The organism is Paenibacillus sp. MER 99-2 (genome assembly GCF_023714095.1).
In the GTDB taxonomy this organism is placed as follows: domain Bacteria; phylum Bacillota; class Bacilli; order Paenibacillales; family Paenibacillaceae; genus Paenibacillus.
On the sequence record NZ_JAMAUZ010000001.1, the window covers coordinates 234,804 to 250,761 of the forward strand.

The following is a 15,958-nucleotide window of genomic DNA, read 5'->3' on the forward strand; positions in this document are numbered from 1 at the left end:
TAAAACGCTTTCCATACTGTAGGTTTATATTATATCTGCCGATATAGAATTAACCCATATGAAGTGGGCGCTAATTATGACCTAAAATGGATGGTGAATGTATTGAAGTTAATCGCTAAGGCGAGGGAGCGAATGGCCAACATGTCGTTCAAAGTAAAACTGCCGCTGATGATCAGTGTGCTGGTATGTATCGTACTGGCAGCGACAGCCGTGCTTTGTTACAAAGTGGCCGAAGGCATCACACTGGACAAAAGTAAAGATGAGATTCGAGCAACTTCTGACCGGGTTGGGGAGGGTTTATTTGCAACGTTAAGTATGGAGGAACAATCTACATTCCTTATTACGACACATGGAGTGTTTCGAGATTTACTGGCCATTCGAAATCAAGAGGGACAAGATACAGAGGCTTTTTTTGCGGACAATAGTGAAATGATAGATCAAGCGAACGGAATACTGGCGGATAATCTGGCAGGTATGGAGGGCAATAGCACCATTATTCTACTGGATCGTAGCGGGCTCGTGGTAGCATCGAACAATCCCGAAGCGCTACAGGGTGACCGGTCAGATCGATTATATTTTCAACAAGCTATGGAAGGTAAGAACATCATCAGTGAAGGTGTAATCTCGAAGTCGTTAGGCACACTGGGCAATGTCTTCGCGATGCCGATCTATGACGAGAATAATCAAGTGCTGGGCATACTCACTTCGGTTGTATCCACTGCGTTCTTCGTAGATCAACTGCATAGTATTAAAATCAATGAGGCTGGAAAAGTCATTGTTCTGGATCGTGTAGGAACGGTAATCTACCATTCAGCAGATGAGACATTGATTAGCCAGAAGATGACAGACGGAGAATATCAGTCTCTGGTTGATCTGCCTGCGAGTGATCAACTGCAACAGGGCGAGGCAGGCACGGAGGATAAAGTCGTATTTTACTCCAAGATTCCAAGATCCGATTGGACGATTATTGTGGAGGACAGCTACGAGGATGTCAAGAAACCGTTAACTGCGATGGCAAACAAAATGATTATTGTGCTGCTCGTTGCAATTGCTGTGTCGATCCTATCGGGCATCTTAATCTCACGCCTGGTAACCAAGCCAATCAGCCGTCTGACAGTTCTGTTCAGACAACTTGCGGGCGGTGACTTGACCGTTCAAGCACAGGGGAAATACAGCGGTGAATTCAAGGCATTGGTCGATAGCTTCAATGCTATGGCACAAGGCAATAAACAATTGATCTCCAGGATGAATCATTCCATTGGAGTCCTGAATACCAGCACGACAGAGTTAGACCGTTCCACACAGCAGACGTCAGCATCGATTGCCGATACAACTACAACAGCCGTGGAAATCTCGCGCGCTATGGAGTCTCAGGCGAATGATACCGAAGCGATTGTTAATAAATTCATGAACGTGGGCGACAAGATCGCGAGCGTGAATGGGATGTCACAAGAAGTGAAGCAGAAGGCGGATGGCATTACAGATGCCTTCAAGAATAACCATGCCGTGATTGATGCACTTATTATGGTCAACGATCAGAACGAAGCTGAAGTGCACAATATTTCACAGACAACCCTTCAGCTTGCGGAGAGCTCTTCCGATATCCATCAGATCACGGGTACCATCTCGGAGATTGCGACGCAAACGAAGCTGTTAGCACTCAATGCATCCATTGAAGCAGCAAGAGCGGGGGAGCATGGACGCGGCTTCGCCGTAGTTGCTTCCGAGATTCGTAAACTTGCGGAGCAGACTACGTCCCAATCGGAGAATATTAGTCGCATTGTGACGAAGACGATTGAGCATGTGGAGCAAAATAACCGCAGTGTACAAGCGATTGAGACGATTACGGAGCAACAGAAACAGAGTGTGAATCAGACGAAGCAGACCTTTAATTTCGTAACAGAGCATATGAATGATCTCATGGATCAGGTTCAAGCCATTGCCTCCCAGATTGAATCCATTGAACGAGATAAAGATGACGTTCTAGGTGCGGCACAGAACTTGTCTGCTTCAGGTGAGCAAGTATCCGCTTCTGTAGAGGAAGTAACAGCGACGATGCAGGAACAGTCTGGCATGACAGGACATCTTGCTGAGATGGTGGATACGATTAATGGTCTGACGGAGCAGCTTGCTGCAGAATCAGCGAAGTTCAAAACCGAATAGTATGCTAAAAATGGATTCACGCAAAAACCTCCATTCCCATGTATGATAGGGATGGAGGTTTTTGGGTTTTTGTGCATTTTTATGCTATATTTTTATCGTACAACCCATCCAGTTGGCTGCGGGGCTACTTCCGCCGTATCCCGAAGATCGTACACCTTCACATTGCTGCCATAGATCATGGAATCGCTGCATAGGCGAAAGCAGGGGAAGCTGTTTTCCGACTGCAGGCGTAAGTTGGGTTCAAAATAAATTTGCTGCTGCTTGTTGATAAGAAAAGGGAGCGTACTGGATTCAATCGGGATGTCATCGCTGTCTGGTTCATTAACGATTAGGAGCACAGCAATACCGTCACATCCACATCCATCCGTGTCATAAAATAGCTTGAAATAGCCCGGCTGATCCTTGAGTTTTGCGCTAAGTCGTGATTCTGCCAATGGGCTAACCTGAATGATCATACAACGTTCACACTCCTCTAATCGCCAAATGAATTCGCTTACATTAATAATATATGGAGAATCGTTGGCAAATAGAAGATGAAATCGAGAACGAAATGGAGAAAAATAAATATGTATTGTCTTCATCACGCGAATCATGAACAACTCAGGAGCTAGCCCAACATATAGTTGAAGAAGTAGACTAAGGAGTAGTTCAGAAATAAGCATAGGAAATAGTTAAGTCATTGTTAAGAGCAAGGAGGTACCATCATTGAGAATTATTACACTGTCAGAGCACCCGATTGAAACACTGGATTACCTGAATGCTGTCCCAGGCGGAGAAGTGCAAGCGGCACAACTTCCCATCTATGTTGGAACCATCTCGGGTCTTCCGAACGGACTGGATGCGCTGATTGTAAGCTCGGATTTGCAGGGGATTGTACCTCTGCCTTACGTCAGAGACAACACTGGGATTGCTTCGAATTCAGACGTTCAGATTTCTACACATAGACCATCTCAAGATGAACCAACATTGAGCAGAGAGGAGGATTCGTTATTGGGCGAGGTGTTACCGGATTATGTTCGCTTGCTACTTGAGGTGGAGATGCCTGAGATTGATCCGAATCGAGTGGGTGTATTGCTATGTGGTGACCTATATGCCCGGCGCGGGAAAAGGGGAGCCAGCGGCAATCCGGTTCCCGTCTGGCTTGCCTTCAGGGACGCCTTCGGCTGGGTTGCCGGCGTGGACGGCAACCATGATCTCACCGATGAGGCAGGCGCCCATCGGTTACACAGCGACGCGGCTATCCATTACATGGATGCGCCCGTCGTGATTAACGCGAGCCTGCCCATGGATGGGCTCGCGTCCTCTGCCGCCAGTCAGCCGCTACGCGTTGCTGGCCTTGGCGGCATCATCGGCAGGCCGGATAAGCCGAACCGGCTGCCGGAAGAGCAGTACCTGCAATCCTTGAGCAAGCTGCTGAAGCAGCAGCCGGATTGCCTCGTACTGCACCAGAGCCCAGGCATTGCCGAGCTCGGGCTGAGGGGTGAAGCATTGATCCGTCAGGCGTTGGAAGCCGGATCGGAAACGGTCGTGTTCTGCGGGCATACCCACTGGCAGACCTCGCTCGTGCAACTAAACAATGGCACACAAATTGTGAATGCCGACAGTAAGCTGTTTATTTTTACAAAAGAGAAGGATGGAAAGTCTGAGAAGGGTTAAGCATTCTCATGACACGGCAGGTGAGCCGCTCTGGCTCCAAAGTCGTCCAATGAAACCCGTTTCATCGATAATCCTAATCTGGTATGATAAGCAGGAAAATCAGCGAAAAAGGAAGGTTCTACATATGACACCTATTACGATATATGATATTGCCAAAGAGGCGAACGTATCTGTATCCACGGTTTCCCGGGTGCTTAATGATACGGCACCCGTACGTGCAAGCACGAGGGAAAAGATCATGTCGATTATCGCCAAGCACCAATTCCAACCTAACGCCCAAGCGCGCAGTCTGATCAAAAAAGAAACAGGCACCATTGCAATCATTCTGCCAGATATTACGAATCCATTCTTCCCCGAGGTATTCTGGGGCGCAGAGAACGAGGCGCGTGGTCTGGGATATACATTCTTTCTCTGTAACACCGCAGGTGATTACAATCGAGAGTCTGAATACCTGTCCATGCTGCGCGAGAAGCGGGTAGACGGTATTATTTTCCTAGGCGGGCGCATTAATATGCAGTCCTGTCCGGATGACATGGCTCAAGAATTGATTGATGTTGGCAAGCGTACGCCGGTTGTGCTGGTCAATGGCAATATTGCCAAAGGTGGCTTCCACCGCGTGTATACGGATGAAGGCGCTGGGGCGGCTCTAGCTGCTGAACATTTACTCGAATTGGGACATAAGGACATTGCATTTGTGGGTGGATTGAAGGAGTTAGCGACCACGATGGTTAAGGTCAAGGCGGTTCAGAAAAAGCTCCGTGAGCATGGTCTCGAAATCCCGAAGGACAGACTCTTATTGGGCAGCTTCTCCATTGATGACGGTAAGCGGGAGATGGCTAAGCTTCTGGAGTGTGATAATCCGCCAACAGCAGTCATCTGCGTGAATGACAATACGGCGATTGGTGCAATGAAGACGACCATTGAGCACGGCTTATCCATACCGAGAGATATTTCGATCGTAGGTTTCGATGATACACCACTCGCAAGTGCTGTGATTCCTGAACTTACAACCGTCTCTCAGAACACGTATCAACTGGGCAAACTGGCGGTGGATAAGCTGCATGAGCTGATTAATCAGCGACAAGTGAAGAAGCAAACGATCCTGCAACCTGAACTCATCATACGTCAAAGTACAGGGCCAGCACCACGATGAAAAGGGTTACGTTCTCAAAAAGAAAGCGTTGACATTTTCTCCAAGGGTGAAATATAATGAGTGCGTAAATGAAACCCCTTTCATAAAGTGAAGCGGGTTTTATGTTTCAGCTTAATGAAACCCATTTCATGAAATGGGTTTCAATGAAATAATCCATTCATTATCCAAGGGGGCGTACAGTATGAGAAGAAGTTTAAAGGTCATTTCGTTATTGATGCTGGTCATGGTATTTGGTCTGACAGCCTGTAGTAAAGGCGAGAATGGTGGAGCAAGCGGTTCGGAAGGTGGCAAAGTCGATCTAAGTATGACGATCTGGGGCTCAGAGGATGAGAAGAAGATTTATCAGGAACGGCTCGACATTGTGAAACAAACCTATCCGGACATTAACGTGAAGCTCAACGTTGTTGCAGGGGATTATGACCAGAAGGTACAGACGATGATTGCCGGCGGTACTGCACCTGACATCATGATGATTGCCGAGAACTATCAGGCGTACGCCTCTAAGAATCAGATTATTCCGCTCGATGACATGATCAAGGAGCACAATGTGAACATGTCAGAGCGTTATTCAGACGATATCGCGAACTTGATGAAATATGATGGCAAACAATTCGGAATGCCTGACCGCGCTGGCGCGATGGTGCTTTTCTATAACAAAGATCTGTTCGACAAGGCTGGTGTAGAATACCCAACCAAGGAATGGACACAAGAAGATCTGCTGGCGGCAGCTCAGAAGCTGACCGTGCAAGAGAACGGCAAGACGGTTCAATGGGGTTACTATCCAGGTAGCTGGTGGCCGCAATGGATGCAATTGATCTACCAGAACGGTGGCGGAATCTTCGACGAGAATGGTAAACCTTCGTTCAATACAGAGCCTGTGCGCAAAGCGTTGCAGTTCATGAATGACTTAACGTTTGTACACGGTGCAAGCCCGACACCAACGGAGATTGCGGATATGGGAAATATCGGTGCTGACCCGCTGTTTGCTCAAGGCAAAATCGCGATGGAAACGACAGGATTCTGGAATATTGGTTCACTTGCTAAGGTAGAAGGCATCAACTGGGATATCTCTCCGATCTGGGGTGAAACCAACGCGTTCTTCAATGGCTTCACGATTACCAATGCATCCAAACATAAGGATGAAGCGTTCAAGGTGATCGAAGCACTCACGACCCCTGAAGCTCAGATGCCAATGATCAAAGCAGGCCAGGATGCACCAGCAACGAAAGCAGGTCTCTCCAGCGACGAGTTCCTTAATGCGGAATATGGTGGCAAAAAAATCAATATGGCTGCTTTTAGTGAATCTACCATTTACGCTGAACCGTTCAATCCACAATGGAATGAAATGATGAAGCTGATCAATGACAAGCTCGGCGTGTATTTCAACAACAAAGCTGCACTCGATGATACCGTAAACGAGATTCAGAGTGGACTGGAAAGAATCTATAAATAGAGGTTGTTCAAGAGCGAACCTTTTGAACACGAACAAATAGATCGACAGGGGGACAGACGGAATTCGGCATGAACCCGGGTTCCGTCTGCTCGCTTTGTTATGGGAGGGCTTAACGTGAAGAAAAAGGACGGGAAATGGTTTTATATCTTTATCTCGCCTTGGCTAATTGGTTTCCTAGGACTTACCCTGGGCCCGATTTTGTTTTCCATCTACATGAGCTTCACCAACTGGGATCTGTTCCAGTCCCCGAATTTCATCGGTATTGATAACTACAAAACCTTGTTAACCGATGACCCGATCTTCTGGAAGTCGGTGGGTAACACCTTTTTCTATGCCTTGATATCAATACCACTAGGGATGTCCATCTCACTCTGGATTGCCTATTATCTCAACAAAAAAATTAAAGGAATTACGTTCTTCCGCATTCTATTCTATCTACCTTCTGTCGTTCCAGTCGTAGCAAGCTCCTTGCTCTTTATCCACTTGCTTGCACCAACAGAGGGCTTGATTAACCAGGCGCTTGCTGTATTCGGTATTCAAGGTCCTGCTTGGCTCCTTGATCCGAATTGGGTAAAACCTGCATTGATTCTCATGTCCTTATGGGGCGTTGGGGGCGGCGTGGTACTGCTGCTGGCGGGTATGAAGGGTATCCCTCAGGAGTTGTACGAGGCCGCTGCCATTGATGGAGCCAAAAGCTCGCAATCCTTCTTTCACATTACATTTCCAATGCTTACGCCCGTCATTTTCTTCAACCTGGTAACAGGCATGATTGGCGCGCTCCAGACGTTCGCACAGGTATTTATCGTTACAGCTGGTGGACCAGATAATTCAAGTCAGATGGTTGTACCATACCTGTTCCAGAATGCATTCCAGTTCTACAAAATGGGATATGCATCCGCAATTGCTTGGGTATTATTCATCATCATCATGGCACTGACCCTGGTTGTGTTCCGTTCATCAGCGCTATGGGTGCACTACGAGGAGGGAAAAGCGAATGAGTAATCCATCGACTGTCGAGAAGACGATATCCTACATTTTTCTGATTCTGGTCGGGGTGCTGCTGGCTTCCCCTTTCCTGTACATGATCTCTATTGCACTGGCGAGTGACGCAACGACGGTAAAATCAGCCTTTACGTTTATTCCACTCGAATTCCAATGGTCGAACTTCTACACCATCTTTACGAACAATAATCTTGGCACTTATCTGAAAAACTCTATTATTATCACGGTATTCACGATTATCGGATCTGTATTGTCTGCATCGATCGTATCGTATGGATTCGCGCGAATTAAAGCGAGAGGCAGTCGTTTCTTATTTATCGTGCTGCTCAGCACAATGATGATTCCAGGTGAGGTTACGATGGTGCCGCAATTTATCATCTTCCGTCATCTGGACTGGATTAATACCTTCTATCCACTGATCGTACCAAGCTTCTTCGCGGGTGCGTTCAACGTATTCCTGATCCGGCAATTTGTTATGAGTATTCCAAAATCACTGGATGAAGCAGCGATGATTGACGGCATGGGTCATCCGGGGATCTACTGGAAAATTATTATGCCGCTGACCTATCCAATATTGGCTGCTATCGCTATTTTCTCGTTCTCCTATAACTGGGGGAACTTCATGGGGCCGCTCATTTATATCAATGATCCGGAGAAAATGCCACTTGCCCTTGGTGTTCAACTTCTGACAACCGTTGGTGGCGGGCAGATGCCTCCATGGAACTTAGTCATGATCGCTTCGCTATTCCTAACGATTCCGATGGTACTCGTTTATCTATTCGGACAACGTTATGTATATGAAGCAAACATTAGCGGAGGCAGCAGCGGTATCAAGTAACGAAAGTGATGTAGCGAGATGTTACCTAACATGTGCCGCTCCAACGTAACAATTTAACGTTAGGAAACCAAAATGTATAGGCAAACAAGTGTCAGACACACAAAGGTGACTACACATGCACGATCGGTGCACTGGAGAGAGGATTGTGTGAACCATGAGTCGTGATCAACATCGTAGCAGACGCAGACGAAGCTACATCCTGATGGGTGCAGCCCTGGTTGTACTGCTAGCTGGAGGAGGAATTGTATTGAATCAATTTGCCAATGGACAATCGAAGCCACTTGCCTTTGAGGGAGAACCTGTGAATTTGAAGTTGGAGCAGTCCTATGATCACTTTGAAGGTTGGGGAACATCACTTGCGTGGTGGGCGAACAATATGGGTGAATGGAAGGATCAGGCGAAGGTAGATGAAGTGATGGATCTGGTATTTGACCCAGCCAAAGGGCTTGGACTGAATATTGTTCGTTACAACATTGGAGGCGAGGAGAACCCTGAGATGAAAGCGTTACGTCCCGGGGGCGATGTTCCTGGCTTCCAACCTGAACCGGGCGAATGGGACTGGGAGGCGGATGCAGGTCAACGTGCGGTATTGAAAGGTGCATTGGAACGAGGCGCTGACATTGCGGAAGCCTTCTCGAATTCGCCGCCGTACTGGATGACGATCAGTGGGTCTGTAACGGGAGCAGTCGATGGAAGTAACAATTTGCAGGAAGATCAGTATGATGCATTTGCCGATTATTTAACAGAAGTGGTTAGACATTATCGTGATGAGTGGGGCATTACGTTCCGCACACTTGACCCTTTGAACGAGCCGTCCTCGGACTGGTGGAAGAAGGGCAATATGCAGGAAGGCAGTCATTTTAGCAACGACAAGCAGGCAGAGATTATCAAGAAGGTAGCGGCTTCTCTTCAAAGCAAAGGTTTGGACGGCACGGTCGTTAGCGCAGCGGACGATAATAGTATTGATGAGACGGTATTCAATTTCAGCCTCTATGATCAGGACACATTGGATGCGATCTCACAGATCAACACTCACTCTTATAATGGAAGCAAAATGGAGGAGCTCCGCGAGCTTGCTAAGAAACAGGGTAAGAAGCTGTGGATGTCCGAGTATGGAACAGGTGGCAGCGAGCCGCATAGTCATGACGATATGACATCCGTACAGGAACTGGCTGAGCGCATTATGTTCGACCTCAAAGTGATGCAGCCTTCGGCTTGGGTATACTGGCAGGCGGTAGAAGATGAAGGTGCAAATAACAACTGGGGCTTCATCCATGCGGATTTTGCTGCACAAGATTCGTATGAACTCACCAAACAGTATTATGGTATGGCTCAATTCACGAAGTTCATCCGTCCGGGTGCAACGATCATTCCAACGGATGATGGGCGGACACTGGCGGCATATGACAAGACCAGTCAACGGCTGGTGTTAGTGATTCGTAACGAGTTATCTGCTGGCAAAACCTCGTTTGCACTGGAGCCGTTTACCTATGGGAATTCAACTACTGCACAGGTCTATCAAACCTCACCGGACTCAGATATGAAGCAGTTGGAGGACATTAAAGTTTATTCAAATGGAATAGAGGTCAATACGGCAGAAAATTCGATTACAACCGTTGTATTGGAAGGGGTTACACTTCAATCTCAATAATGGTATGTTATACAAGGTTGAACTGAATTAGATAGAAGGAGGGGAACACATCGATGAGAGAGAAACCATCCCTGTTGGTTCAAGATCAAGCAGGCGAGAACAATGTCGATTCCCAAATTATTGGCTCCACATCAGACCAGCTTCCATTGGAGCTGACGTATGACCAGCGTAGCTTCATGCTAAATGGAGAGCGCGTATTTCTGAATAGTGCTACAATTCATTACTTCCGGATGCCAAAGGAAGAGTGGAGACAGTTGCTAGTGAAAGCCAAACTTGCTGGCATGAACTGCATTGATACGTATTTTGCCTGGAATGTCCATGAGCCTGAGGAAGGGCAGTGGAACTTCGAAGGAGACAACGATTGTGGAGAATTCCTTGATCTGTGTGCAGAGCTCGGAATGTGGGTTATCGCTCGTCCGGGGCCGTTTATCTGTGCTGAATGGGATTTCGGCGGCTTCCCTTATTGGCTCGGAACGAAGCCTGACATGAAGTTCCGTGAAAATAATGAAACGTATCTCCATTATGTGGATCTATATTTTGACCAACTCGTACCGATTATCCGTGAGCGTCAGATTTCCTCTGGCGGCACTGTCATTCTGGTGCAAGTCGAGAACGAGTATGAATATATCAAGGATGACGAAGCGGCAAGCGAGCATATGATCTATCTGCGCGATGGGTTATTACAGCGTGGAATTGATGTGCCATTGATCACTTGTGTCGGAGGAGCAGAAGGCACTATTGAGGGCGCTAATTTCTGGTCGGGTGCAGATGGGCACTATGCGAAGCTCAGAGCGAAGCAGCCAGATACGCCGAAGATGGTGACCGAGTTCTGGACGGGATGGTTTGAGAACTGGGGCGGGCCTTCCGCGATCCAGAAGACGCCGGCTCTACTGGAGAGACGAATGATGGAAATTCTCCAAACCGGATATACGGGCATTAGTCACTACATGTTCTTTGGTGGTACGAATTTCGGTGGATATGGCGGTAGAACGATAGGTAGCAGCGATATCTTTATGATCACTTCCTACGATTACGATGCTCCGCTGAATGAATATGGGCGTGTAACCGAGAAATACGCGGTGACGAAAACGGTATCTTATTTTGTAGATGCATTTGGGCCACTGCTTCTTGAATCGGAAGCGGTTCCTACAGAGCAGGTTAAAATCCGTCATCCTGAAGGATTGTCCGTACGTGGTCGCACTGCGGATAACCAGAATATCTGGTTTGTAGAAAGCCACAAAGGTGAACGTGAGGGAACTACCATAACGTTTGAAGATGGTCGAACACTCCCGATTACTGTAAATCCTGGACAGATCATTCCGGTGCTGGATCGCGTCCGCCTTGCGGATAACGTCTATGTAACGAGCGGAGCCTTGATTACGGGTAATGAGATGATTAACGGAGAGCTGAACTTGTTCATCTCAGCAGATTCCGGACAGCGATCTGTATTGGATCTGGAAGCGCCTGCATTGGAAGTCGTTAGCAGTAGCATGCAGGTTCTTGTGGAGAAGGATTGGGAACGAGACCTATATCGCTTCGACTTGTTCCACTTCCGTGAACCGGGATTCATTCGTCTGCAGGCGGGCGATGTGTCCATTCGATTGATTGTGCTGGATCGCGAGTCGATGAACCGTACATGGCGCTTAGATGGTGTTAGTCAGAATGAACATCGTTATGCGATTGGTTTTGATGAAGTTCAAGTCTTACCGAATGGCCAGGTGAAAGGGTCGATCACTGATCTAGATCGCACTGTAGTGTTACTCGGCGATTGGCAGGATGGCGAGCAGACGTGGACAGGGCGTGAATTCATCGCTCGGACAGAAACAAGTGAGCCGTTGTCAGCTTCATCGGTTGCAGCACTTACACCTCCAGTGGCACCAATATTGTCACGTTCTCCAGAGGTAGCACGTGTGAAGCTGGCAGCTGATCAGCGTCCAGCAAGTGGGCAACCCGAGCACTTCTCACAGTACGGACAAGATTTCGGTTATCTGCTCTACGAGTGTGATTTCGAAAGTCCGAATGGCGGAATGACACATATTGTACTTCCTGATCTTCAAGATACCGCAAGAGTCTATGTGAATCAGGTAGAACAGGCATTAGTGCGTCAGGTTGGTGCAGCAGGTGTGAACATTCAAGCAGCCCAAGGTCATAATACGCTGCAGATTCTCGTGCAGCAAATGGGTAGGTTGAATTTCTCACCGAATCTCGGAGAGAGCAAAGGACTTGCTGGTCCTGCATATCTGGGCGGTTCGGTACAGGATATTCGTCGTGACTGGCAGGCGGCAGATGCATCTATACAACTGAATGAAGTTAACAATCTAGCGGAAGCTCCACTTCTGAGCAGAAGCTTTGAGCTAAATGGCAATGACCGCGCGATTCTGGTCGGTGCTGTAAGCAAAGGCCTACGCGTGAACGGCACCGAAGTACCGATGGAAGGTTATCATGATTGGTTCTCCTTCGCTACGGTTGACCTTTCCAGCTATCTGCGTCAAGGTGAAGTGAATACCTTGGAGATGCCTTATTCCAAATCACCGCTTGAGCGGCTTGAACTGATCTGGTATCGTAGTGCCGATGAATTGAGCGGTTGGCGTATGGCGGGTAATGATGCATTGCTTCCGCAGCAGTGGGAGACACAAGAGGCAGGATCGCCATCTAGTCTTCTGGGCGAACATGCGGCTACTACTGGCAATCGTACTGCCAATCAGGGAGAAGGTCAGCCTGCATGGTACCGTTGGAACTTTAAAATGCCAGCTGTATCCGACCAGTATGATGTGAATGTGAAGGTAAGACTTACTGGAATGAGCAAAGGCACGCTTCATCTCAATGGTCATGATCTTGGACGTTACTGGCAGATTGGTCCACAGGAGGATTACAAAATCCCTGTTGCCTGGTTACAGGAAGAGAATGAGCTATTGTTATTTGATGAAGAAGGACGCTCGCCAGATCGAATCCGTCTATTGTTTGACGAGCCATCCCAGTATCCGTGGGTGAGCATCAAGTAGACGAAATAGTGGATATTTCGGTGAAATGATTGTAGTTCAAAGACGTGTGTTGGTGCCTAGTCGTTAAGTAGCGACGGGGTGCCAATACACGTTTTTGTTTTTACAGTGGATGCATATGCAGACAACATGATTGAATGCACAATCGCTGATGGAGGGCTGTTTAAGATAGGCTTCCTTATCTATAGTGAAGCGTTGTAAAATATTCTAAAACAAAGGAGATGACGTATGAGTAATCGATTTGATTTTGATGAATTTCCCCAACTAAGGACAGCACGATTCAACCTCCGGTCGGCAGAGGTCAAGGACAGCCATGATATTTTGGAATTATATTCGAATGAAGCTGTCATTGAGTTTATGCCGTTTACCCTTTTTGAGTCGGTGGATGATGCCAAGGATGAGATGAGTTGGTATGCGAAGATTTTCAGAGAAAAATCAGGTTTGCGTTGGATGATTGAGGATTGTGAATCTGGGAAAGTCATTGGAACCTGTGGGTTTCTCAACTTGGAAGAAGTACATAACCGTGCTGAGATTGGATACGATCTACACCCTGATTATTGGGGACGAGGTGTCATGACTGAGGTAGCTGGAGCAGTTATGCAATTTGGATTCACCAGCATGCAGCTCAATAAGATCGAAGCAAGAGTAGAACCGAAGAATGAGGCGTCGATTCACCTGTTGCGCAAGCTTGGTTTCCAGCAGGAAGGCGTGTTGCGGGAGCATGAGTTTGAGAAGGGTAGATACGTTGACCTCGCCGTGTTCTCTAAACTGAGAAGTGAAAAAGGTCATGCAAAAGAATCCGCACGTAGCCCAGAAGAAATGGAGTGAGCTGTTGATGTGTCTCAAATTCGTGTTTGTCAATGGGTCAAGCTATTAAACGGATCAAACCCGGGACGTAATCACGGTTAACGGCTTGATCGATTAAAACACACTTAGTTTTAAAGATTAGGGACTGATCCTATTTGTGAGATAGGGATCAAAACACCTTTCAAGTTTTAAGCAGCCAGTTGTCGCCAATGAACCGGTGACTGGCTATTTAGCTTGTTTGAATACGAATTGAGTTACAGTAAGTTATGTAGCCTCGACTATTGCCGTCGTTGTACTGGTTAACGATTCTCCATTGACCGCTACAATACCATCCCATCCAGGTTTCCGCTTGCGTCTTGTTCCGTATATTTAATTACCCTGTGACTTTATATTTTAGAGACTTTATACAAATTGGAACGATTACGTTCCATCCTCCCTCTGTACTTCGATTCTATCTCAGAGTTGATATATCCTCATTAACGAAGAGGCACTATGTGGTCAAATTCATAGGAAATGAAACCGTTCATATTGCACAAATACACCTCATAATTTGATACTTTCTTCGTATTCAATATTGTCCATAAAATCCCGATTAATATAAATACATGTTATTTAGGATTATTATGAAAATAATGTTGGATACAAGGAGGCGTGTTGTGAGTATTTCCGCTATTACGTACGGTCAGGTGAAGATAACACCGTACGAAATCACTCGTTTGCAAACACTTGAAGTTCACCGATCGTTAAATGGACATGCCAGATTAAAATTGGAAGCGGTCATACCGGAGGTGCGAAAAGACAGTTATGTACAAGCCACGACATCTCAGACAGATATCACAGTGAAGGTGGTGGACGATGAAGGGAATGAAACTACGTTTTTTTCCGGTATTGTGCTTCATGTCAAAGTGAAGGTCGTTAACGGTGTACATACGCTTTTAGTAGATGCGATATCCCATACCCATCTGCTGGATCTGAAGCTACACAAACGTTCATTCCAAAATCCGAACCTCACCTATGCCAATCTGGTCAGGAAAATCATATCCCCCTATGACGGTTCGGATGTGATTGATTACGTGACGGAAGGAAAGAAAATTGGCGATTTTGTAATGCAGTATGAAGAGACAGACTGGCAATTCATTCAACGGATGGCTTCCCATTTCTATACGGGGCTGATTGCCGATTCGACGTCAGGGAAGCCCAAGTTCTACTTTGGCGTGCCCGAAGGTCAGTATAAGGGAGAATTCTTGGCTACACATTATATCGCTACCAAACGAATTGCCGATTACCGTTCAGCAATGGAAAATAAGATGCCTGGTGCAAAAGACCTTGATTATATCGTATACGAGGCGGATAGCAGGCAATGGTTTGCTTTGGGATCGGAAGTTCAATTCAAAGGGCGAAGATGGAATGTCGGCGAGGTCACCTCGCGTTTTAAAGATAGCCTGTTGGAGCATACCTATTCATTATTTCCCTTTGAAGGACTGCGGCAAAAGAAGCGCTATAATACGTCCATCATTGGCGCATCGATTCAGGCTAAAGTGCTTCAGGTCAAAGGGGATAAAGTCCGAGCGAAGCTGGATATGGATGAGCAGCAGGATGAGAGTACGGCTTACTATTTTCCGTATTCTACTATTTACGCCTCTGAGAATAATACCGGCTGGTACTGCATGCCTGAGGTGAACGATCATATCCGAATCTATTTTCCGAGTAAAAAAGAAGAAGAAGGCATCGCCATCAGCTCTGTCAAGCGGCAGGATCCTGAACAGGCCGTTAAACCATCAGGCTCGTCTGGAACGACGACAGGAGCATCTCCAAACGGAGGATACTCGGGTGGAAGTTCGGGTGCTTCCAGTCCTAAACGTAGCAGCGTTAGTTCCGCCGGCGCGGGAAGTTCTTCAGAGAGCGTACGGGTAATTCCCCCCGCTCCTGTCCCCGAAGATCGGATGGGCAACCCGGACATCAAGACTTTCCGGACGAAGTATGGCAAAGAAATCATGCTTGCTCCGGATAAAATCGTCATTTCTGCAGGAGGCATGTACATTACCGTCAGTGATGAAAGCGGCATTGAGATTGTTAGCGATCAGAATGTGAGTATCACAGCCGGACAGGACGTTGTCATGTCTGGACAAACGATTCGCATTGCTGGCAGTAAAATCGAACTGACCGGTAAGGGCAACACGATTACGTTAGAAGAAGAGCTGAAAATGCATGGATCTGAAATCAAACTGAACTAGTT

At 47.0% G+C, this 15,958-nt stretch carries 11 protein-coding genes; 10 read left to right on the forward strand and 1 reads right to left on the reverse strand.

The genetic code is table 11. The features are described from left to right. Positions 1 to 141: 141 nt before the first annotated feature. On the forward strand, positions 142 to 2,163 hold the full coding sequence (locus tag M3636_RS01055) for a methyl-accepting chemotaxis protein (protein ID WP_251381019.1): 2,022 nt from the start codon (positions 142 to 144) through the stop codon (positions 2,161 to 2,163). A gap of 92 nt (positions 2,164 to 2,255) precedes the next feature. On the opposite strand, the gene M3636_RS01060 is transcribed toward M3636_RS01055, so the two are convergent. Continuing rightward, positions 2,256 to 2,618 (reverse strand): iron-sulfur cluster biosynthesis family protein, encoded by a 363-nt coding sequence (locus M3636_RS01060; protein ID WP_128103130.1) that lies wholly within the window; start codon positions 2,616 to 2,618, stop codon positions 2,256 to 2,258. Positions 2,619 to 2,868: 250 nt separating this feature from the next. On the opposite strand from M3636_RS01060, the gene M3636_RS01065 reads away from it, so the two are divergent. From M3636_RS01065 to M3636_RS01105, 9 genes are all read left to right on the forward strand, one after another. Next, positions 2,869 to 3,819 carry a metallophosphoesterase family protein gene (locus tag M3636_RS01065; protein WP_251381020.1) on the forward strand — a complete coding sequence of 317 codons (951 nt, stop codon included), beginning with the start codon at positions 2,869 to 2,871 and terminating at the stop codon, positions 3,817 to 3,819. Positions 3,820 to 3,943: 124 nt separating this feature from the next. Then, positions 3,944 to 4,972, forward strand: a complete 1,029-nt coding sequence (locus M3636_RS01070; protein WP_128103128.1) for a LacI family DNA-binding transcriptional regulator — start codon at positions 3,944 to 3,946, stop codon at positions 4,970 to 4,972. 181 nt (positions 4,973 to 5,153) lie between these two features. Beyond that, positions 5,154 to 6,425, forward strand: a complete 1,272-nt coding sequence (locus M3636_RS01075; RefSeq protein WP_128103127.1) for an ABC transporter substrate-binding protein — start codon at positions 5,154 to 5,156, stop codon at positions 6,423 to 6,425. Between the two features lie 114 nt (positions 6,426 to 6,539). Then, positions 6,540 to 7,427, forward strand: a complete 888-nt coding sequence (locus M3636_RS01080; protein WP_128103126.1) for a carbohydrate ABC transporter permease — start codon at positions 6,540 to 6,542, stop codon at positions 7,425 to 7,427. After that, positions 7,420 to 8,265, forward strand: coding sequence for a carbohydrate ABC transporter permease (locus M3636_RS01085; protein WP_056701540.1), 846 nt, complete (start codon positions 7,420 to 7,422; stop codon positions 8,263 to 8,265). The genes M3636_RS01080 and M3636_RS01085 overlap by 8 nt, the downstream gene beginning before the upstream one ends. Positions 8,266 to 8,419: 154 nt before the next feature. Next, complete coding sequence (locus tag M3636_RS01090) at positions 8,420 to 9,916, forward strand: glycoside hydrolase family 30 protein (RefSeq protein WP_251381021.1); 1,497 nt, start codon at positions 8,420 to 8,422, stop codon at positions 9,914 to 9,916. A 53-nt stretch (positions 9,917 to 9,969) separates the two neighbouring features. Further along, positions 9,970 to 12,918: a beta-galactosidase gene (locus M3636_RS01095; protein ID WP_251381022.1), complete on the forward strand. Its 2,949-nt coding sequence runs from the start codon at positions 9,970 to 9,972 to the stop codon at positions 12,916 to 12,918. 225 nt (positions 12,919 to 13,143) lie between these two features. After that, positions 13,144 to 13,743, forward strand: coding sequence for a GNAT family N-acetyltransferase (locus M3636_RS01100; protein WP_251381023.1), 600 nt, complete (start codon positions 13,144 to 13,146; stop codon positions 13,741 to 13,743). Positions 13,744 to 14,378: 635 nt separating this feature from the next. After that, the gene (locus M3636_RS01105) at positions 14,379 to 15,956 is read left to right on the forward strand and encodes a contractile injection system protein, VgrG/Pvc8 family (RefSeq protein WP_251381024.1); all 1,578 of its coding nucleotides are present in this window, start codon (positions 14,379 to 14,381) and stop codon (positions 15,954 to 15,956) included. The last annotated feature ends 2 nt before the right edge of the window (positions 15,957 to 15,958 follow it).